The 20,545-nt window shown below is 47.8% G+C and carries 14 protein-coding genes, 3 tRNA genes and 1 pseudogene; 10 read left to right on the top strand and 8 right to left on the bottom strand.

The genetic code is table 11. The features are described from left to right. The first annotated feature begins 5 nt into the window (after positions 1-5). From R2X38_RS05585 to R2X38_RS05570, 4 genes are all read left to right on the top strand, one after another. Positions 6-82: transfer RNA gene (locus R2X38_RS05585), tRNA-Val, on the top strand. Positions 83-116: 34 nt separating this feature from the next. Next, a tRNA-Val gene (locus R2X38_RS05580) sits at positions 117-193 on the top strand. Positions 194-240: 47 nt separating this feature from the next. After that, positions 241-316, top strand: a tRNA-Val gene (locus R2X38_RS05575). Positions 317-521: 205 nt separating this feature from the next. Beyond that, a complete protein-coding gene (locus R2X38_RS05570) occupies positions 522-1,286 on the top strand; it encodes a glutathione S-transferase N-terminal domain-containing protein (protein ID WP_317521186.1) in 765 nt (254 codons plus the stop codon). Positions 1,287-1,302: 16 nt separating this feature from the next. Here the strand turns inward: R2X38_RS05570 and R2X38_RS05565 are convergent, their stop codons facing one another. The 3 genes from R2X38_RS05565 to R2X38_RS05555 all read right to left on the bottom strand — a co-directional run bounded on the left by R2X38_RS05565 (position 1,303) and on the right by R2X38_RS05555 (position 3,658). Continuing rightward, on the bottom strand, positions 1,303-2,199 hold the full coding sequence (locus tag R2X38_RS05565) for a hydrogen peroxide-inducible genes activator (protein ID WP_317521185.1): 897 nt from the start codon (positions 2,197-2,199) through the stop codon (positions 1,303-1,305). 143 nt (positions 2,200-2,342) lie between these two features. Continuing rightward, positions 2,343-2,696 carry a polymer-forming cytoskeletal protein gene (locus tag R2X38_RS05560; RefSeq protein ID WP_317521184.1) on the bottom strand — a complete coding sequence of 118 codons (354 nt, stop codon included), beginning with the start codon at positions 2,694-2,696 and terminating at the stop codon, positions 2,343-2,345. An 8-nt stretch (positions 2,697-2,704) separates the two neighbouring features. Continuing rightward, positions 2,705-3,658 carry a M23 family metallopeptidase gene (locus tag R2X38_RS05555; protein WP_317521183.1) on the bottom strand — a complete coding sequence of 318 codons (954 nt, stop codon included), beginning with the start codon at positions 3,656-3,658 and terminating at the stop codon, positions 2,705-2,707. A 198-nt stretch (positions 3,659-3,856) separates the two neighbouring features. Here R2X38_RS05555 and R2X38_RS05550 point away from each other — a divergent pair, with 198 nt between their 5' ends. Next, positions 3,857-4,975, top strand: a complete 1,119-nt coding sequence (locus R2X38_RS05550) for an efflux RND transporter periplasmic adaptor subunit (RefSeq protein ID WP_317521182.1) — start codon at positions 3,857-3,859, stop codon at positions 4,973-4,975. Next, positions 4,975-8,058: pseudogene (locus R2X38_RS05545) on the top strand (efflux RND transporter permease subunit); the annotation flags it as partial. The gene R2X38_RS05550 and the pseudogene R2X38_RS05545, both read left to right, overlap by 1 nt. A 331-nt stretch (positions 8,059-8,389) precedes the next feature. Here the strand turns inward: R2X38_RS05545 and cydB are convergent. Together cydB and R2X38_RS05535 are read right to left on the bottom strand one after the other, a co-directional pair. Further along, a complete protein-coding gene (gene cydB, locus R2X38_RS05540; RefSeq protein WP_317521181.1) occupies positions 8,390-9,388 on the bottom strand; it encodes a cytochrome d ubiquinol oxidase subunit II in 999 nt (332 codons plus the stop codon). A gap of 10 nt (positions 9,389-9,398) precedes the next feature. Next, entirely contained in the window at positions 9,399-10,802 is a 1,404-nt protein-coding gene (locus R2X38_RS05535; protein WP_317521180.1) for a cytochrome ubiquinol oxidase subunit I, read from the bottom strand. Positions 10,803-11,081: 279 nt separating this feature from the next. On the opposite strand from R2X38_RS05535, the gene R2X38_RS05530 reads away from it, so the two are divergent. Further along, positions 11,082-12,329 carry an NADH:ubiquinone reductase (Na(+)-transporting) subunit B gene (locus R2X38_RS05530; RefSeq protein ID WP_317521179.1) on the top strand — a complete coding sequence of 416 codons (1,248 nt, stop codon included), beginning with the start codon at positions 11,082-11,084 and terminating at the stop codon, positions 12,327-12,329. Positions 12,330-12,397: 68 nt separating this feature from the next. On the opposite strand, the gene R2X38_RS05525 is transcribed toward R2X38_RS05530, so the two are convergent. Next, entirely contained in the window at positions 12,398-13,072 is a 675-nt protein-coding gene (locus tag R2X38_RS05525; RefSeq protein ID WP_317521177.1) for a GNAT family N-acetyltransferase, read from the bottom strand. A 138-nt stretch (positions 13,073-13,210) separates the two neighbouring features. Further along, a complete protein-coding gene (locus tag R2X38_RS05520) occupies positions 13,211-13,885 on the bottom strand; it encodes a fructose-6-phosphate aldolase (protein ID WP_317521176.1) in 675 nt (224 codons plus the stop codon). Between the two features lie 233 nt (positions 13,886-14,118). Here R2X38_RS05520 and R2X38_RS05515 point away from each other — a divergent pair, with 233 nt between their 5' ends. From R2X38_RS05515 to R2X38_RS05505, 3 genes are all read left to right on the top strand, one after another. Continuing rightward, a complete protein-coding gene (locus R2X38_RS05515; protein ID WP_317521175.1) occupies positions 14,119-15,051 on the top strand; it encodes a glycyl-radical enzyme activating protein in 933 nt (310 codons plus the stop codon). A gap of 2 nt (positions 15,052-15,053) precedes the next feature. Beyond that, positions 15,054-17,480, top strand: coding sequence for a formate C-acetyltransferase/glycerol dehydratase family glycyl radical enzyme (locus R2X38_RS05510; RefSeq protein WP_317521174.1), 2,427 nt, complete (start codon positions 15,054-15,056; stop codon positions 17,478-17,480). A 250-nt stretch (positions 17,481-17,730) separates the two neighbouring features. Next, complete coding sequence (locus R2X38_RS05505) at positions 17,731-18,477, top strand: DNA-binding transcriptional regulator YciT (protein ID WP_317521173.1); 747 nt, start codon at positions 17,731-17,733, stop codon at positions 18,475-18,477. Here the strand turns inward: R2X38_RS05505 and R2X38_RS05500 are convergent. Continuing rightward, the gene (locus R2X38_RS05500) at positions 18,447-20,363 is read right to left on the bottom strand and encodes a tetratricopeptide repeat-containing diguanylate cyclase (protein WP_317521172.1); all 1,917 of its coding nucleotides are present in this window, start codon (positions 20,361-20,363) and stop codon (positions 18,447-18,449) included. The two genes, R2X38_RS05505 and R2X38_RS05500, sit on opposite strands and share 31 nt — an antisense overlap. Between the last annotated feature and the right edge of the window lie 182 nt (positions 20,364-20,545).

The following is a 20,545-nucleotide window of genomic DNA, read 5'->3' as shown; positions in this document are numbered from 1 at the left end:
ACAGTACGACCGTAGCTCAGCTGGTTAGAGCACCACCTTGACATGGTGGGGGTCGGTGGTTCGAGTCCACTCGGTCGTACCAACTTCTTACTTAACCACTAAGAAGCACAAAATTTGGGTCCGTAGCTCAGTTGGTTAGAGTACTACCTTGACATGGTAGGGGTCGGCGATTCGAGTTCGCCCGGACCCACCAAATTCCAATAAACGCATTACCTCTTTGAGGCTCCCAAGCGTTTATTCGGGCGATTAGCTCAGTTGGGAGAGCACCTCCCTTACAAGGAGGGGGTCACTGGTTCGAGCCCGGTATCGCCCACCACTTATGAAAGCCTGTTCTTCGGAACAGGCTTTTTTGCTTTTTAAGCTCTCCTTCCTGACTAAGCCACATACCACAAAGCGCTGGATGATGTGAATCATGCAATGTAAATCACTGAATGATTTGTCTTTTATCGACTAGAATAGATATACCCACCAGCAATTTATCATTCAATGCGTTGTTCTTACCAAAAGGAATTAGGTTAACAATGAATCAGCTCCTAAACATTACCACCTCCCTGCTTGCTTCAACCTATCGCTGCTGGCATGGCACCGTGGCGGATAAAACAACCAAGCAGCCAAATCAAACACTCGTGCTGTTTGACCAAGAGAATAATGCTGAATGCCGGCAGGTCCGTGAAGCGCTGACCGAGTTGAATTTAGATATTCTGATTGTGCCCTGTCCCAGAGGCGGCAAGAACCTCGAAGCGCTGAAGACCAAGTCTGGTAAAGGAAATGACATCCAGCCACCTGTCTTTGTCGATAATAACCAATCCAAAGCCATGCAGGGCGCGAAATCTATTCTCAAACACCTTAACCAACATTACGGGCCTGTCAAAGCCTCGACTTCCTTGCTTGGTAAAGTCACCAATAAAGTAAGTTCAACACTGGCATCTAAGGTTCGCTTTAATTCAGGAACTCAAGCCCAACCTTCCCATCAGCCAGAGCTGCCTTTGATTTTATACAGCTTTGAGTCCAGCCCTTTTGCTAGGATGGTGCGTGAAAAGCTGTGTGAGATGGAAATAACGTACATTTTGATTAACCTGGGCAAACAACAAGTATCAGACATGGGACCAGCAACTATGCGCTGGAGCCTGAAGCCTTATCAGCCATTGCCCGATACCAAGCGAGAGGCCTTCTTCAAGCAATACGGTAATGTGCAGGTGCCGTTCCTGATGGATCCTAACACTAATCAAGCGATGTTCGAGTCAGCGGATATTGTGGCTTATTTGGAGAAAACCTATCAGGGGTAATTTATACCCTTTGAAATCAATGAGCTAATAAGGCAGATTTACAAATATCTGCCAAGACTTCGATGCTCGACATACAGGTATAGTTAGGGCGAAAAACGAACGCAATGCGCCTATGTGGACCAGGTTCATTGAGGTGAATGACGGATAGCTGATCGTTAGCCGCAATTAACTGTTCTTTGGCCATCGCGGGGATCAAGGTCGTTCCCAAGTCGCCCTGCACCATCTGGATCAATGTATTCAAACTCGTCGCGCCAAAGCCATGGTTAGCCCGCTGCTCTGTCAATTTACACACATCCAGCGCATGATCTTTAAGGCAGTGCCCTTCTTTTAGCAACATCAAACGAGTTTGAGTCACTTCATCACTGGTGATCTCTGTTTGGTGTGAGTGCATAGAACCTTTCAGGGTGACCCAGTAGAAATCCTCCTGCCAAAACTCCAAGCTCAATAATCCTTCACAGGGATATGGCAGTGCCAATATAGCTGTATCTATTTCACCGTTCCTGACCATATCGACCAGCTGTTGTGACTGCTCTTCCACGACATTTATTTGTGCCATAGGACAACGAACGTTGAGAGCAGGAAAGATCAGTGGCAGCAAATAGGGCGCAATCGTTGGTATAACTCCAACGCTCATAGGAAAACTCAGCGGTTCGCTCTTACTGCCGGCCAGATGCTCCAAGTCCTCTATCTGCAATAGAATATCTTTTGCCCGCTTAAGCACTTCCCGGCCAATAGGTGTCACCAGAACCTGTTTATTGTTACGCTCGAAAACCTGTAGTCCGAGTTGCTTTTCCAACTCGCTGAGCGCAGCACTCAGCGCCGATTGGCTAACACAACAGAAATCGGCAGCTTTCTTGAAATGTAAGGTTTTTTCTACGGCGAGTGCATAGCTAAGTTGCTTGATGGAAATCATTGCGCCTCAAAGTCTGAAGGATTGGCCTAACCAAGCGACGCAATTCAATCATCAGTCTGATAGAGAAATGATTTAACGATTTGAAAATACGCGGCTTAATTAAAATATAATTATAGACAGTGAAGCGCCGGTATTTAGCCTTGTTATTGCGCCTTTTTCAGCTTTTGTTCGTCACCTTTTTTCTCATTGGTGCCCTTAGCCGTCTTTTCTTCAGTCTTTCCTTTTGGCGTAAACTCAACAACATGCTGCGTTTCAGCCGGGAACGTCGTGCCGAAGAATTTACCGCCCCGGTCAATACTCAGGTTATCACAGTAAATACTGCCCGAGACCACGCCTTTATCTAAAATCTCGATGGCATTGGCTCGGCATACCCCTTCTATTTGACCGTTAACGATGATTTTATCCGCCCAGATTTCACCTTTGATTCTGCCGCTTAGACTGACAACCAATCCTTTTTCTAACTTCAATGTCCCGTCGATGTGGCCATCGACTTGCATGTCACAACTTAGCTTGAGTTCGCCTTGGATGTCACATCCCGCTGCGATGACAGTTGTAGTTGTTTGCTGACTTGCTGCTCCACTTTGTTTATTAAAAATGCCCATTGAATATTTCTCTCTTTTTCAAAAATATGCTCAAAATTGTCCAAACTCCAATCCACGAAAGGCCGAGGATTCAACGCCCGCCCAACAAATCGCACTTCATAATGCAGATGAGGCCCGGATGACAAACCAGAGTTACCGGAATAGGCAATGAGATCGCCTTTGTTGACAAAGTCACCAGCCTTAACGGCAAATTTGTTTAAATGGGAATAAGAAGAAGAAAAGCCAAAGGTATGCTGCAATCGCAGGAAGTTACCGGAGCCCTCTTTACTCGGCCGAACAGTTTCCACTACACCATCTGCTGGTGCATAAACAGGCGTACCGGTATTAACCGCAAAATCCAACCCACGGTGTAAGCGCCTCTTACCTGTCACCGGGTGTACGCGATAACCAAATTGGGAAGACTGCCTGGCATTCAGAACGGGCGCACCATTGGGCAAACTCTCTAAAATTGCGGTACGAACGGCAGAGTTAATCGCAGCAACATCCAAACGTTGCTCGATAGCATCGACTTCCCCGGTCACATCGACGCCCAACAGGGCTTCGAGCTCATGCAGTCGGTCCGAAACACCGCTCAACCTATTTTCACGAGCATCCAGATCGGCTTCTAGGTCGAATTTCAGCGATTTCAGCTGTTCAAGTTCCTCAGTCAATGTTGATGACTGGGCTTCCAACTCCATTTGTTTATATTTCGCGTCATCGGCTTCTGATTTCAGGTACACCATCCAACCTACCGCGGTTAGCGTTACCGTCACTGCGGAAATTGCCATCCAGCGTAAGTTACGCTGAGCCTTATTGCTCAGCTGAAAGTGTTTAGATCCGTGTATCGAGGAAACCGATATCGTGATTTGTTCCTTCATAGTGGCACTAGCTATTGATAAATCACTTAATCTATAAGCGACCAATGTTCCATTTGTATTAAGCGAGACACGTCAAATTCTTCAAATTAACATTCAAGCTGATTATTGTTAGTATGCAATTAGCTGTTGTTAAAGCATTTTTGATAACTCGTTATTAACAACACATACTGATATTTTGCTTACTAGGGACAGTAACAGATGATTTCAATCAAGGAACAATTTCGACGTAAACCTTGGATACTCTCCGCATTTATTTTGCTCGGTATCGGTCTTTGGTTATTTAGTGGCCAGCAAAAGACCCCATCTGACACACAGGTTCCAGCGGCACAAGGTCCTGATAACTCTACCGCTCCCCCTCTGGCTAAAGTGGTCATTGAGCAGTTCACCGTCCAACCTGTTACTCGTACGCTTTCCTTATATGGTCGTACTGCCCCCAATCGCAAAGCCACTCTCGGCGCTGAAGTTGCCGGTAAAGTAGACAGCTTATTGGTCCGTAAAGGACAGCATGTCAAGGCCGGCCAAGCCTTGATTCAGCTCGATAAAGCAGATCGCGAACTACAACTTGCTCGTGCAAACGCTTTGCTTAAAGTAAGAAATCAGGAATTCAATGCATCTAAATCATTGAAAAATAGAGGACTACAAGGTGAGGTTGCCTTCAGCCAAGCCGAGGCTAACCTAATCGAAGCCAAAGCTCTGGTCAAAAGCTTAGAACTTGCCCTGGGAAACACCGAAATCTACGCACCTTTCGACGGAATCATCGAGCTCCTCTATATTGAAAAAGGGGATTACCTTGGTGTGGGTGACCCAGTCATTTCCATTGTCGACTTAGACCCTCTTGTAATAAGTGCAGATGTCAGCGAGCGACATATCGACAAAATTTACAAGCGCCAGCCGGCTGAAGTCAGCTTGATAACAGGATTTACCACTTCCGGCCAGCTGAGTTTTCGTGGAGCTGTCGCCGACGGATCGACTAACACCTACCCGATTGAGGTGGAAATCAGTAATCCTGAAATGACTCTCACAGCGGGTACTAGCGCCAACCTAGAGTTGATCTTGGCGACTGAACTGGCGATAAAAATTACCCCTTCCATGCTGGCGCTTGATGAAGCAGGCAACTTGGGGATAAAAACCTTGGCTGAAGGCGATAAAGTCCACTTCGTGCCCATCTCTATCGTCAAGGTTGAGCCTGATGGTGTTTGGCTTGGTGGAACCGATAAAACTGTCGATGTCATTACCACAGGCCAAGGATTTGTTAGAGATGGTGATACCGTGATTCCTGTGCGCCCGAGTTCAGCTCAAGAAAGTGGGAGTGAGTAATGTTTGCCATCATAGACGCGGCGATAAACCGCTCTCGTACCATGCTCACCTTGCTGGTTCTGATCTTGCTAGCAGGTATCATTACCTACCGGGTCATCCCCAAGGAATCTAGCCCGGATATTACTATTCCTGTTATTTACGTTTCGGTAAGCCACCAAGGGATTAGTCCGATAGATGCCGAGCGCTTACTTGTTAGGCCTTTGGAAAAAGAACTGCGCTCCATTGAAGGCGTCAAAGAGATGAGTGCCGTGGCGTCGGAAGGTCATGCCTCGGTAACACTTGAGTTCATTGTTGGCTCCGATATCAACACCGCACTTACCGATGTACGTGAAGCAGTAGATCTGGCCAAGCCCAAACTTCCCGAAGATGCCGATGAGCCGACCGTTCATGAGGTTACCCTAGCCAGTTTTGAACCGGTACTGTCGCTGGTTCTTTATGGCACTGTCCCCGAGCGAACCACGATTCAAATAGCGCGTGAACTACAGGATAAACTGGAGAGCTTCAAGCAAGTCCTTGAGGTAGATATCGCCGGTGACCGTGAAGATGTCGTCGAAGTGCTTGTCGAACCATTGTTGATGGAAAGCTATGGCCTCGACCAAGAAGACGTATTTAACCTCGTTGCCCGTAATAACCGCGTCGTCGCCGCAGGTTTTGTCGATACTGGTTACGGACGATTTTCGGTCAAGGTGCCTTCTGTATTCGACTCCTTGAAAGACATCCTTGAACTGCCAATTAAAGTGGACGGAAATAAAGTCGTCACCTTCGGCGATGTAGCAACTATACGCCGTGCATACCGAGATCCTGACAGCTTCGCTCGTCTCAATGGCGATACTGCTGTAGTTCTGGATGTCAAAAAACGTGCTGGCGAAAACATTATCGAAACAGTCAATATCGTCAAAGCCGTCATCGAAGAAGCACAAAAACGAGCAGAATGGCCCGATAACTTATTGGTTGAGTACACCCTTGATCAATCCGACGAAGTCGAGACCATGCTCAATGACCTTCAGAACAACATCTTGTCGGCCATTATCCTGGTAGTGATTGTCATCTTGGCGATACTGGGAACCCGTACCGCTTTCTTGGTTGGCGTCTCGATTCCCGGCGCTTTCCTGACAGGTCTTTTGATGTTGGCGGTGAGTGGAGTCACGGTCAATATGATCGTGCTTTTCGCGCTGATTATGGCCGTCGGTATGCTGGTAGATGGCGCAATAGTTGTAACCGAGTATGCCGATCGGAAAATGCAGGAAGGGACAGGCCGCAAACAAGCTTATCGAGAAGCCGCCAAGCGAATGGCATGGCCGATCACGGCTTCGACGGCAACCACCCTCGCAGCTTTTGCCCCATTGCTGTTCTGGCCAGATACCACCGGCGAGTTCATGCGCTATCTGCCTTTAACTCTGATCGCAACATTATCCGCCTCGCTATTGATGGCACTGTTGTTTGTCCCTGTATTGGGTAGCGTACTAGGTAAACCGCAGTACACCACCAAGCGGGAGCAAGAACGTAAAATCGCGATGGAAAAAGGCGATTTCAATCAAGCCAAAGGGATCACCAAACTCTATCTATCCAGCTTGGCCGTGGCTATCAAGCACCCGATTAAGATCCTAATTGCCGCTTTTGTCTTCGCTATTGCCGTCGGCTTTGCATACAGTAAGGCGGGCCTTGGCGTGGTGTTCTTCCCTGAGGTAGACCCGCCTCACTTTACGATTAAAGCACGCTCTCATGGCGACTTATCGATTTTTGAGAAAGATGCGTTAATGCGCCAGATAGAGCAACGCATCATGGGCACGGCAGGGATTAAAAGTGTCTATACCCGCACTGGGGGCAGTGATGAAATCGGCCAGATCCAGTTGAACCCTCTGGATTGGCAAGAGCGTCGACCAATTAAAGACATCATTGCAGAGATGCGCGAGAAAACCGCTGATATTGCCGGGATTGAGCTTGAATTCAAGTTTCCGCAAGCGGGACCGCCAAGTGAGCATGATTTAGTTATTGAGGTGTCCGGTAACAACACCGAAGACATGAATGATGCCGTTCGGCAAGTCCGATACTGGTTAGAGTCCCATCAAGCTTTCACCAATATCTCAGATACCGCCGATAAAGAAGGTATCGATTGGGAAATCAACATCAACCGTGATGATGCAGCCCGTTTTGGCGGTGATGCCACCCTGGTCGGCAATACGGTACAGTTCGTGACCAACGGCCTGAAGATTGGTGAGTTCCTGCCCGATGATACCGACGAAGAAGTAGATATCCTCGTTCGCTACCCAGAAGACAAAAGGGATATCGGTCGCTTTGATGAGCTCAGGGTGAAAACCCTCTATGGCATGGTACCTATCACCAACTTTGCCAGTATTACTCCATCGCCTAAGCAAGGCACTATCAACCGCCTCGATGGCAAACGAGTTATCGAAGTCATGGCCGATATGGCGACCGGTTATAACCTCAGTCTGCAACTGCCAGTCATTAATGCAGCAATTACGGAGATGCCTCTCGCCAAGGGGACTCTGGTGACGGTACGCGGGCAAAATGAAGATCAGGAGAAATCTTCTGCCTTCTTGCAAAATGCATTCTTGGTTGCCCTTGCGGTAATGGGACTGATTTTGATCACCCAGTTCAACAGTTTCTATCAAGCGCTACTTATATTAAGTGCGGTACTGTTCTCGACTGTTGGTGTATTCTTGGGGCTGCTGATATTCCAGCGGCCGTTTGGCATTATTATGTCCGGGATCGGGGTGATTTCACTAGCAGGTATTGTGGTTAACAACAATATCGTATTGATTGATACCTATAACCAACTTCGCCATAGCGGGCTAGATAAGGTGGCAGCCATCATGCATACCGGAGCGCAACGTTTGCGTCCTGTGCTGCTCACTACAATCACCACGATTCTAGGTTTGCTGCCTATGGTACTTGAGATGAATATCGACCTGATCAACCGTTTGGTTGAGTTCGGCGCGCCAAGCACCCAATGGTGGTCACAACTCGCAACAGCGGTTGCTGGCGGTCTAGCGTTTGCCACTTTACTTACCCTGATCCTGACCCCATGTTTGCTGATGCTCGGACGTGATCACAAACAGCGAATAGATCAGCGAGAGTCTGAGCCGGATGAAGAGAACAAGCAAAAGGTATCCTCTACCCAATTGATTGCTCCAGAAGAGGTGGTAGAAAAGCAGCTAGGGAAGGTCTTTTCCTCGAAGTCAACGCCAGCTAACACCTCTGCTACCGGTGAACTCAGTAAAGGCAGTTAAAGTTTCAATCGCTTAAATAAGTACAGCCGCCAAATTATGGCGGCTTTGTTATGGCTTCAGCCTAATGCCCACTTAATCACCACTGCAAGCAGGCTAATTGCCAAAATGCCGCCAAGGTAGAGAGCAAAAAACCATAACCACCTCTTGAAACAAGGATTAATCATTAGTGATACCCCTCATCTTCCTTGAGCTTGCCTCTGAATACCCAGTAGGAGTAAGCCGTATAGCCAATGATCAGCGGTAGTAAGAACACCGCACCACTGAGTAAGAATTTCAGGCTAGTATCCGGCGCAGCCGCATCAGCATAAGTGATCGCATGTGGCACAATGTAAGGGTAAGTACTGACCCCGAAGCCCAAGAAAGCCAGGAAAAATAACCCCAAGACCACCAGATAGGCTTGCACTGGCTTATGCTCCATCAAATCTTTAAATAGTAAATAGACAAGGTAAGCCGAGCAACCGGGTATCAATAAGAACAGCAGTGCTTGTGGGAAAGAGAACCAACGATCAGCAATGGTTTCATTGCCCAATGGCAACCAGAGGCTAAGGATACCCACCATCACCACCATGATGAGGGCACAACGCTTGGCAATCACATAGAATCGCTGGTGCATACCATGTGGCATTTTGATCAGCAGCCAGCACGCCCCGAGCAAGGTATAAGCTGAAACAGTCACAAATCCACAGTACACACTGAACGGCGTAAACCAATCAAACCAACCACCGCTGTATGCCCTATCGGTAACACTAACCCCCTGAAGCAAGGTTCCGAGGATCATTCCCTGAGTGAAAGTGGCCATTAACGAGCCGAGGAAAAACGAGCTGTCCCATAGAAATTGCCCTCGTTTGGTCCTAAAGCGGTACTCAAAAGCGACACCACGGAATATCAGCCCCAGCAACATCATGATGATCGGGGCATACAATGCTGGCATCGCGACGGCGTACGCCAAAGGAAAGACAGCAAACAATCCACCACCGCCAAGTACAAGCCAGGTTTCGTTACCATCCCATACCGGTGCGATACTGTTCATCATCAGATCCCGCTCTTTAGTGGAATTAGCAGAAATAAACAGGATACCAATCCCAAGGTCGAAACCATCGAGAATGACGTAGGCGAAAACGGCTACCGCTATCAAGATGTACCAAATCAATGCGTAATCCATAGCTTATGCCTCACATAGTCAATTTGTTTGAAGAAGCCAATGATTGTTTTTCTTTGTCCTCATCACCGACATTCGGCACGCTCGATGTCGGTGGCATAACGTATTTTGTCGGCGGCTTGCGCATTAAGCGAAGCAAGTAGAAGAAACCAGCACCAAACACAGTGAAATAGACCAGCACAAATGCAGCCAGCGACACACTTACCGCTGCAGCATCCACCGGAGAAATCGATTCTGACGTTCTCAGCAAACCATAGACAGTGAACGGTTGACGACCTACCTCTGTAGTGATCCAGCCACACAAAATGGCGACAAAGCCCGCCGGTGCCATTGCTATACAGCAGCGGTGGAACATAGTGTGGTGGTAGAGCTCACCTTTCTTGCGCAACCACAAGCTGTAGACACCGATTGCCAGCATCAAGAAACCAATCCCCACCATGATCCTGAAACTCCAGAACACAATGGAAACTGGCGGGTGGTCTTCTTCAGGAAAGGCATCCAGCCCTTTGACTTCACCGTTCCATTCATGGGTCAAAATCAAGCTGCCTAAATGCGGAATAGCAAATTTATAATCGACTTCTTTGGTTTCCTCATTTGGCAACCCGAACAGAATCAATGGTGCGCCTTGCTGAGTTTCATAATGCCCTTCCATTGCGGCCACTTTGGCAGGTTGATGCTCTAGGGTATTAAGGCCATGCATATCACCCACCACGATTTGAATCGGTGTAACAATTGCGGCCATCCACAGCGCCATAGAGAACATAGTTCGAGCAAGATGGTTGTTCTGAGATTTAAGCAAGTGATAAGCACCCACCCCACCGACTACGAATGCAGTAGTCAGAAACGCGGCTAACACCATATGGACCAGTCGATATGGGAAGGAAGGATTAAAAACTACGGCCCACCAATCCTCAGGGATGAACTGCCCGAGTTCGTTGATGGAATAGCCAGCGGGGGTCTGCATCCAACTGTTCACCGACAGTATCCAAAATGCTGACATCAGGGTACCGATGGCAACGATAACGGTGGACATGAAATGGAGCTTTTTCCCAACCCTGTTCATACCAAATAGCATGACCCCCAAGAAACCCGCTTCGAGGAAAAAGGCTGTGAATACTTCGTAGCCCATTAGCGGCCCCAGTACCGGACCAGTTTTATCGGAAAAGACACTCCAGTTAGTCCCGAACTGGTAGCTCATGACAATGCCACTTACAACTCCCATACCAAAACTGATGGCAAATATTTTTATCCAGTACTGATAGAGCTCAATGTATTTGTGCTTGCCGGTCTTGAGATACAGGCCTTCCAGAACGACTAAATAACTTGCGAGTCCGATGGTGAAAGCCGGAAAAATAATGTGAAATGAAACAGTGAAGGCAAACTGAAACCTGGCAAGATCGACCGCGAGTTCATTCATGGTTTCTCCTTAATACCTAATCTGACGCGCCTTTTCTTGGGTAAGTATTGGGATAAAAACAATACTTTCCGTACTGTGCTTTGTACGCGTTGCTTATCAGTATGGTTCATCTTGCAAAGATATGGCGAAGAGACACCAAACTAGATTTTTCGACTAGCTTGATGAGTACATAAGGTGCGTTATAGTTAAAACATTGCTAATCGAATTTCCCACTCAGCCCGTAGCAGTAGCAATAAATCTGCTGGCAATCCCCTGCCAGATTTTCGTGAGGGCTAAACAATGAGTCTAAAGTCGACACTAGAAAAGTTTGAACACGCCTTTGAGCCAGGAGGCAAGTACCAGAAGTGGTTTCCACTTTACGAAGCATTTGCGACACTGCTTTACACTCCAGGACAAGTTACCAACAAACTAACTCATGTTAGAGACAGCATCGATCTCAAACGGATCATGATAATGGTGTGGCTAGCTGTATTTCCGGCCATGTTTTGGGGATTATACAATGTCGGTAACCAGACTGTTATTGCACTAAACAGTCTGTATTCACCGGAAGAGATACAGCAACTAGTCAGTGAAAACTGGCAATATTCAGCGACTCTCGCTCTAGGGGGGAGTTTATCCGAGTCCGCCAGTTGGGCAAGCAACATGCTGCTCGGTACTTTTTACTTTCTACCCATCTACATAACCGTGTTCATTGTTGGCGGTTTTTGGGAAGTGCTGTTCGCCATTATCCGCAAGCATGAAATCAATGAAGGGTTCTTTGTTTCATCCATTCTATTTGCCTTGATTCTGCCGCCTACCCTTCCATTGTGGCAAGCGGCACTGGGGATCACCTTCGGGATAGTGGTAGCAAAAGAAGTGTTTGGTGGTACCGGACGTAACTTCCTCAACCCTGCCCTAGCCGGCCGGGCATTTTTGTATTTTGCCTACCCGGCTGAGATCTCTGGCGGTATGGTCTGGACCGCAGCTGATGGTTACACCGGGGCGACCGCACTAAGCCAATGGGCTGAAAATGGCTCGACCGCCATGGTGCATAATGCCACAGGCGAAGCAATCACTTGGATGGATGCCTTCGTCGGTAATATTCCCGGTTCAATCGGTGAAGTTTCAACGTTGTTCTTGTTGCTTGGTGGGTTGATGATCATGCTAATGGGTATTGCCTCGTGGCGAATTGTCACCGGCGTCATGGTAGGGATGATAATCACCTCAACGCTGCTCAACCTGATTGGCTCTGACACTAACCCGATGTTCGCCATGCCGTTCTGGTGGCACCTCGTTTTGGGCGGCTTTGCTTTCGGTATGTTGTTTATGGCGACAGACCCTGTTTCCGCCGCATTTACTAACAAGGGTAAATGGGCCTACGGGCTCTTAATTGGGGTAATGACGGTATTTATTCGTGTTGTCAATCCGGCCTACCCTGAAGGCATCATGCTGGCAATCTTGTTTGCCAACCTGTTTGCCCCATTGTTTGACAACTTAGTCTCGCGTGCCAACGCCAAGCGTCGACTAAGTCGTCATACCACTAGCTAGACCCAATTCTCCCCTAACGAGTATTTTGCTTAGGGGAGCTTCTTCCTACTGTTTTTTCCAGAACTTATTCAAGCTAGGCAATCGACAAATATCATCGGTTCTTGATAGCGGACTGGTACCCCTTCTTCAATCAAGTCATCAATCACATCATCGGCCATTTCAACAAAGGCCTCACTGAGCAGATCACAAATCGCCTCTCCACCTTGGGTAATCGCCAGTGCAGAAAACCAAAGCTTTAGCTGAATAGATCGCTGAGCCAATTTGCGGAATAATCCATCACAATCGGTTCGGGCAATATTGATAATCAACTCGCACAAGCAGGCAGCAAGCCCTTGCTGACGAAATGCTTCTTTTACATAAATGGTATGAAGCGTGACTTCATAAAACAGTTCTGACGACTTGCGCGGATTGTGGGGATCTTCGAGGTAACGACTAAATGTCGCCACTGCAGCTACCTCACCATTGACGTACACTTCCAGTGCAATATCACTTGCCTGATCAGATTGGCGACTATGGGCAGTTGCCATCTGATTATCTGCAATCACCGCCTGAACCTGATGGTAATCCTCATCAAGAGATTCAACCTCATTTGTCAGCTCAGACAAAGGTTTAATCACAAGCTGCCAATCAGATTTTGGCAATGGCGGTGCAAGGCCAAGCAGGGCTAATTCAGTACTCGACATTAGTGCCAAATTTAAGGAGTCGGAATGGATAGATGAAGATGTGTGGTAAGAAGATTCCATGATCACTCCTTTGATTTTGCAAAATCGGAGTGTATCAAAACATATTAAAATCTCGGTGATGCAATTAAACATCTGTGAGCGGGGTTTCATTTTGTAGGCGTAGAAAAAATAACAGGGCCATCATGCCCTGTTCACAAATTAGCTTTCATATGAAAGTTTACTGCCAAACTGCCCTTGCCAGTCGGTAGAGAATTGATTGACCGCAGGCTGTACTGCTGGGTTTGCCAGCATTTGCCCCATAACATCTGTCGGGACGGTAATAGCTCCTATACCCAGTTTCATCACTTCTGTTACCTGGCGGGTATTTTTGAAGCTTGCGGCTAGAATCTTGCTCTGGCACTGGTTGGCATCAAGCAGTTGCTGTAAGTCAGCCACAATAGCAATACCATCCGTCCCCATACCATCGATACGATTCACATACGGGGCAAGATAGTCAGCGCCAGCCATCGCAGCAAGGAAGCCTTGGTAAGCACTGTAAATTGCAGTAGCTAGAACTTGGATACCTTCTTGTTTCATCTTACGAATCGCCGCCAAACCAACTTCAGTCGCAGGCACTTTCACCACAACATCATACGGCATTGCATCTAATGCCTTTGCTTCGGCCACCATTTCTTCAACCGTGGTACTGACCACTTGGGTATGAAACCTTGCGTTAGGCCCTAGGATTTCTGCCGCTCCTGCCAATACTTCATTCAGTCCTTTTCCCTCTTTCGCAAGAATCGACGGGTTTGTCGTAATGCCCCGCAGAGGTAGGCAGTGGCTAAAGCGTTTAATTTCAGCTAGATCCGCAGTGTCCAAGTAATACTCAATCATGGTGTCATCCTCAATGTGTTTCGTTGGGCACACTATAACGCTACCAAGCCGAGTAAAATTTGATCGCAATCAAATTAAATTTTATTCGAAAGTTATACTGTTTCGAATAACGAAAGACAAAATCACAATATCGACCCAAATCTGAAAATGCTAACGGCTAACTGCTAACTACTAACTACAGAGCATTACTGCAATGTGAAATGCATATTCGAGAGAGTACGAGTGAGGTATCCATGCACTTTAATATTCAGCACTTTTCAACCCATGATGGTGACGGGATCCGAACGATCCTTTTCCTGAAGGGGTGCAGCCTTGCGTGCCCATGGTGCCAGAATCCTGAAAGTCGCAGCGAGAAACTCTCACTGCTGTTTGATGAACGACTATGCCTTGATGATTGTGATCAGTGCATCAAGCAAACATCACCAGCCAAGACTGACTATGTGAACGTCATTTTCCGAGACTCAGAAAACCGAATTCAGATTCAACGGGATCAGCTACAACAGCAAACGATCGAAAGCCTCCGTGGTGTGTGCCCAAGCCAAGCGCTCAGTGTTGTCGGCGAAGATTCCGACATCGAACAGCTCTGCCAGCAATTGTTGAGGGATAAACCCTTCTATAAGCAGAGCAACGGTGGGGTTACGTTTTCGGGTGGGGAGCCATTGATGCAAGCAGAGTTGGTTAGCGAAATTGCTAAAAAGCTGCAGAATGAAGGGGTCAATACCGCTATTGAAACTTGCCTACATGTCCCTTGGAAACATGTCGAGCAAGCCCTGCCCTTTATTGACTGCTGGCTAGCTGATCTCAAGCATACCGATAGCGAGATTTTCAAAGCATGGGCCCATGGTTCACTTGGCCGGATCCACAAAAACCTCATTCAACTTGGAGAACGTGCCAAGCGCATGATCATTCGAGTACCTGTTGTACCTGGATTTAATGATAGCGATAGCCAACTTCGCAACATTATCGATTTTGCCGCCCAGTTAGATAGCTGCGAGGCTGTGCACTTGCTGCCCTACCACACTCTGGGCATTAACAAATATAACTTGCTGGATATGCCTTACCTATGTGCGGACCAGCCATTAAACAACCCTGAACTGCTTGAGCGGGCCAAAGCTTATGGCGAATCACACCCGATCAAACCAATGACGATTACGATTAGAGGCTAACCATGAAACTCAATACCTTACCCGAACGCATCCAAGCCCATAAACATGCGCTAATCAACATTGTAACGCCGCCTATCTGTACCGAGCGTGCCGAGGCTTATACCCGCGCTTATCGTGACAACGAAGACAAGCCGGTTGTGGTACAGCGCGCCTTGGCGCTGGCTGAACACTTGAAGAGCCGAAGCATCTGGATCAAGCACGATGAACTGATCATTGGCAACCAGGCCAGTAAGGTACGTGCGGCTCCTATTTTCCCCGAATATACGGTTCGCTGGCTCGAGGCAGAAATCGATGATCTGGCAGATCGCCCTGGGGCCGGTTTTGCTGTCACCGAAGAAGATAAACAAGCTATTCACGACTTAACGCCATACTGGCGCGGCAAAACCGTTCAGGATCGTTGTTATGGCCAGTTCACAGAAGAACAAGAAGCCATCCTGGCCTCAACCATAATCAAAGCCGAAGGCAACATGACATCAGGTGATGCTCACCTGGCAGTGGATAACGAGAAACTTTTGAATATTGGCCTAGACGGTCTATTGGAAGAGACCCGTCATCACCGCAGCCAGCTCGACCTCTCACGTTGGGAAGATCTTAAAAAAGATCAGTTCCTGAAATCTGTCGAAATCGTCCTCGTTGCTATCCAAGAGCATATCCACAAATACGCCGACTTGGCCGAGACCATGTCGAAAGAAGATCCACGCCAGCAACGTCGTGAAGAACTTCTTACCATCGCCAATAACTGTCGCCATATCGCTACGAACCCGCCACGCAGTTTCTGGCAAGCACTACAGCTTTGTTATTTCGTCCAGTTGATGCTGCAGATCGAGTCTAATGGCCACTCTGTATCATTTGGCCGTATGGACCAATACCTGCACCGTTTCTATCAGAAAGATGTCGAACAAGAAGGCCATATCAGCCGAGAATTTGCCATGGAGCTATTACAAAGCTGCTGGTTGAAACTGCTGGAAGTGAACAAGATCCGTTCAGGCAGCCACTCAAAGGCGTCGGCAGGTAGTCCGCTATACCAGAACGTGACGATTGGTGGTCAAAAACTCAATCAACAGGGTGAACCGGAAGATGCGGTTAACTCCCTTTCCTTGGCTATCTTGGAAACCTGTGGTCAGCTACGCTCAACCCAACCGAACCTCAGCGTTCGCTATCATGAAGGGCTCGACCAATCCTTCCTGATGGATTGTATCGAGGTAATCAAATGCGGTTTCGGCATGCCCGCGTTCAACAATGACGAAATCGTTATTCCGGAGTTCATCAAGCTCGGCGTCGAACGCGAGGACGCGTATAACTATTCGGCTATCGGTTGTATCGAAACCGCCGTACCAGGTAAATGGGGCTACCGCTGTACCGGCATGAGCTTTATGAATTTCGCCCGTATCATGCTCGCAGCACTGGATGGCGGCCGCGATGCGACAACGGGTCAAACCTTCTTGCCGCACGAGAAAAGCTTGGCCAAAGGCAATTTCGAAAACTTCGAAGACATCATGCAGGCTTGGCGTGATCAGGTCACTTACTACACCCGAAAATCTATCGAGATTGACTGCATTGTCGATTCCGTCCTCGAACAACAGGCGCATGATATTTTCTGCTCTTCGCTGGTTGATAGCTGCCTTGAACGAGGTAAAACAGTTAAAGAAGGCGGTGCCAAGTATGACTGGGTATCTGGCCTACAGGTCGGCATAGCTAACCTTGGCAACAGCTTGGCGGCTATCAAACATATGGTGTTTGATAACCCGCAAATCAGCCAGCCTGAACTCGCTGAAGCACTGGCTTCCGACTTTACTGGCAGCAAAGGCGAACAACTTCGTTTACGCCTCCAAAACTTCGCACCAAAATTCGGTAACGATGACGATATGGTCGACAACATGTTGGTCCAAGCCTACCAAGCGTATATTGACGCCCTGTCTGGCTTCAAAAACACCCGATATGGTCGAGGGCCCATCGGTGGTGGTTACTATGCCGGCACATCCAGTATCTCTGCCAATGTACCTTTCGGAGCCGCAACCATGGCCACTCCTGACGGTCGCCGTGCCAGAGCTCCGCTGGCAGAAGGGTCGAGTCCATCTTCGGGTACTGATGTCAAAGGGCCTACGGCGGTGTATAACTCACTGGGTAAGCTGAAAACCGACAAAATCCTTGGTGGTGTATTGCTAAATCAGAAGCTAAGCCCTGCTTCGGTTTCCTCTGACAGTGACAAACTCAAGCTAAGTATGCTGCTGCGCACTTTCTTCAGCCACCACAAAGGCTGGCATGTACAATACAACATCGTCTCGCGCGATACCTTGCTGGCAGCCAAAGAGAATCCGGACCAATACCGAGACTTGGTGGTCAGGGTAGCTGGCTACTCAGCGTTCTTTACCGCGTTGTCGCCTGAAGCACAGGATGACATTATCGCAAGAACCGAACATAACCTATAATCCTTTACCAAGCTGCAACTCCATCCAAGCCCACGCAAGGTGGGCTTGGTTCTATTTAGCTCCCTGTTCTTTAAAGCAATAATGCCTTGTTCTTTCTGGCTACAACTCACCATGACAAGTTGGTTCAAAGACGGTAAACTTTCATTAGAAATACATTCGAAATAGCAATTCGAAAGTCTAATGCTTTATTTGGCCTATCCGCTTTTATCTCAATGACTTCGTAGTTGCTGACAAGGACATTGAAAACGTCATGAATCCACGCCACAGTGAAATCCTGCAACTTGTAAACCAAAACAGAAGAGTCTTAGTCGCCGAGTTAGCTAGCCATACCGGGGTATCGGAAGTGACGATACGCCAAGATCTAACCCAGCTAGAGAAGCAGGGTTATTTGAAACGCGTCCATGGCGGAGCAACTGCGCTGCAAAGCGATGATATGAATGACAGGTTGAACGTGCGATTTGATATCAAGCAACAGCTTGCCCAGCGCGCCGCTGAACTTGTTCAACCCGGGGAGACCGTAATGATTGAGGGCGGCAGCGCCAATGCCCTGCTTGCCCGTGAACTGGCCAACCGTGGTGATGTGACTATTATCACGCCCAGCGCTTATATTGCCGGTATGATTCGCCAAAGCAAATGCGATGTGATTTTGCTTGGTGGTATCTATCAACCGCAGGGGGAAAGCCTGGTTGGCCCACTGACCCGTTTATGTATTGAGCACACCCATTTCAGCACCGCATTCCTTGGCATTGATGGCTTCCACCCTGATACCGGCTTCACCAGCCGAGATATGATGCGAGCGGACGTCGCCAATGCCATCCTCAACAAAAACCAACGCAATATCGTGCTGACCGATGCCAGTAAGTTTGGTCAGATTTTCTCTACCAGCATAGGTAGACTCGACCAATTCTCGGTGCTGGTGACCAACAGTGGCGTCGATGAAAGCGACTTAGCCCTGCTGCGCAAACATCATGTTGCGGTCGAACTGGTTGATAACTGATAACTAGTTGATAAATTGTAGTTATTACGCCCTGACGCCTTTACTTGGTACAGGGCCCTATCCGCTGTGAGCAACAAAGATACCCACTCTTGGTAGAGCTGTGCAGCACTCGTGGTAAAAATCGCCCCCATCGACACAGTGACCAAGTAGTCACCGCAACTCAGTGAAAAGTCTACCGCGGAGATTTGTCGTTGGATTCGCTGGAGAACTCGTTCACTCTCGCTCTCTCGACACGATACAACCATAATAAACTCTTCTCCCCCCCAACGGACGACCACATCACGTTGACGAACCACGGCCTTAAGCCTCTTGGCCATTTCCACCAGCACCTCATCACCGACATTGTGACCGTAGTCATCGTTGAACTTCTTGAAGTGATCGATATCAATCACCACAACCAACCCGCCATGGCGATAGTCGGCAATCGGCATATTTTTCAACCAACGTTCAAGAAAACGCCGGTTATGCAGCATAGTCAGCGGATCTCTGTTTGATTGGGTTTCTAACTGCGCATTGGATTGCTCAAGAACCTGTTTATCTTTGTTGAGCATGGAGTAGCGCCGATATAGCCAGTAAAGCAAGATAATGATCAAGGCAGTACCGAGTTTGAGCATATTTTCACTGGCCTTTCGCTCGGCTAACCTTGATGAAGTCAGCGCGTTTTCTGCCTTGAGCAACTGGATCTCTTTCTCTTTAACATGCGTGTCGTAGCGTTCTTGCATATCGAACAGCTCTTTCCTGCGTATATCAAAAAGATAGCTACGCCCTAACTCCGAGTACTTTTTGTAGTATTGCAGAGCCTGCTGGTAATCATCACGACTTTCGTAAATCTTCGCCAACAGCTCATAGACATAGATCATCCGGTGTTGGATTCGATTCGACTCATAGACCGCCAAAGCCAGTTTGGCATAATAAAGAGCCTGGTCGGCTCGCCCCGAAGAATAAAAAGCTTCCGAAAGGCTCTCATTACAATTGGCAGCCGAAATACCATTCTTACCACCATGCCGCCTTGCCATGACCAAGCACTGCTCTGCAGCTGTCATTGCAGAGGGCTCATCACCATGATCCAAATAGTAGGCAGATAAGTTAATCAATGCGATCGTCTTTATTCGCACCGAACGAGTTTTAGCCGATAGTTTCAGCGTCTGATCAACGTGGAACTTTCTCTGCCGCTCGTTCCCCAAGTATTTGTCGATAACACCAGCATTGATATGCAAAATAGATTCAACATAAGCGTTATTGATTCCACTTCGGCCGTACCACTCGAAAGCTCGCTGGCTATAATGCGAGGCGGTCTCCCACTCTTCCATATTGATGTAAACCGATGCGATATTGGAAAGCAGCCTCGCCAGTTGCTGATTGTCAGAGCGAGAAGAGAAAATCTCATAGGCCGCTTGGTAATTATCCAAGGCTTCATTGTAATTTGAGCGCTCAACATCAATATTGGCTAACCATTTCAAACTTCTCGCTAACAGTAATTGGTAACCAATTTGCTCGGCATGGAGTTTTACCGACTCTAGCTTTACCTGCGCCAGGGCATACTCCCGTTGATCCATTAAGGTCAAAGCATCAAGGAACATCACCTCAGCGTCCATCCAAGCTTCCCCTGACTTCTGGGCAACCTGCTCCAACTGGTCGATAAAAATAACAATATCAACGTCCGCCCGGTCTTCAGCCTGTTCAATGTTGTAGCGGCCAAGCCAATACAAAGCTTGCTCATTGTAACTGGCTCCTTCTTCGATAAGCCTTTGCAAATTCTCATTTTGCTTGTTAGCAAGCGAAGGATTATCCCAAGATAAGTTGTAGTAGTTGAGAAAAGGATTATCAGCACTGTCTACTTTGCTGGATAAATAGCACTGCAGAGCGGATTTATCACCAGCGGCCATCGCCTTCGGCGAAACAAAACCGCAAAAAAAAATGATGAATAAACCAAGAGTTAGCGCTTTAAGGCGAAAAGGTATAGGCATAGAATGATAGGCAATAAAATTTAACGTCTTCCATAGTCGCGTTCCATCGAACAGTATTTTTAACAAAATTTGAACTAGAAATACAGCAAACTTATGCAACT

Origin of the sequence: Photobacterium rosenbergii, from assembly GCF_033022775.1 — a bacterium.
In the GTDB taxonomy this organism is placed as follows: Bacteria; Pseudomonadota; Gammaproteobacteria; order Enterobacterales; family Vibrionaceae; genus Photobacterium; species Photobacterium rosenbergii_A.
This window is presented reverse-complemented; position numbering and strand designations above follow the sequence as displayed.

What these genes read in the sequence shown, in the direction of transcription:
- R2X38_RS05570 (WP_317521186.1), top strand. Translation starts at nt 522, where the DNA reads ATGAATCAGCTCCTAAACATTACCACCTCCCTGCTTGCTTCAACCTAT.
- R2X38_RS05565 (WP_317521185.1), bottom strand. Translation starts at nt 2,199, where the DNA reads ATGATTTCCATCAAGCAACTTAGCTATGCACTCGCCGTAGAAAAAACC.
- R2X38_RS05560 (WP_317521184.1), bottom strand. Translation starts at nt 2,696, where the DNA reads ATGCAAGTCGATGGCCACATCGACGGGACATTGAAGTTAGAAAAAGGA.
- R2X38_RS05555 (WP_317521183.1), bottom strand. Translation starts at nt 3,658, where the DNA reads ATGAAGGAACAAATCACGATATCGGTTTCCTCGATACACGGATCTAAA.
- R2X38_RS05550 (WP_317521182.1), top strand. Translation starts at nt 3,857, where the DNA reads ATGATTTCAATCAAGGAACAATTTCGACGTAAACCTTGGATACTCTCC.
- cydB (WP_317521181.1), bottom strand. Translation starts at nt 9,388, where the DNA reads ATGGATTACGCATTGATTTGGTACATCTTGATAGCGGTAGCCGTTTTC.
- R2X38_RS05535 (WP_317521180.1), bottom strand. Translation starts at nt 10,802, where the DNA reads ATGAATGAACTCGCGGTCGATCTTGCCAGGTTTCAGTTTGCCTTCACT.
- R2X38_RS05530 (WP_317521179.1), top strand. Translation starts at nt 11,082, where the DNA reads ATGAGTCTAAAGTCGACACTAGAAAAGTTTGAACACGCCTTTGAGCCA.
- R2X38_RS05525 (WP_317521177.1), bottom strand. Translation starts at nt 13,072, where the DNA reads ATGGAATCTTCTTACCACACATCTTCATCTATCCATTCCGACTCCTTA.
- R2X38_RS05520 (WP_317521176.1), bottom strand. Translation starts at nt 13,885, where the DNA reads ATGATTGAGTATTACTTGGACACTGCGGATCTAGCTGAAATTAAACGC.
- R2X38_RS05515 (WP_317521175.1), top strand. Translation starts at nt 14,119, where the DNA reads ATGCACTTTAATATTCAGCACTTTTCAACCCATGATGGTGACGGGATC.
- R2X38_RS05510 (WP_317521174.1), top strand. Translation starts at nt 15,054, where the DNA reads ATGAAACTCAATACCTTACCCGAACGCATCCAAGCCCATAAACATGCG.
- R2X38_RS05505 (WP_317521173.1), top strand. Translation starts at nt 17,731, where the DNA reads ATGAATCCACGCCACAGTGAAATCCTGCAACTTGTAAACCAAAACAGA.
- R2X38_RS05500 (WP_317521172.1), bottom strand. Translation starts at nt 20,363, where the DNA reads ATGGCCGCTGGTGATAAATCCGCTCTGCAGTGCTATTTATCCAGCAAA.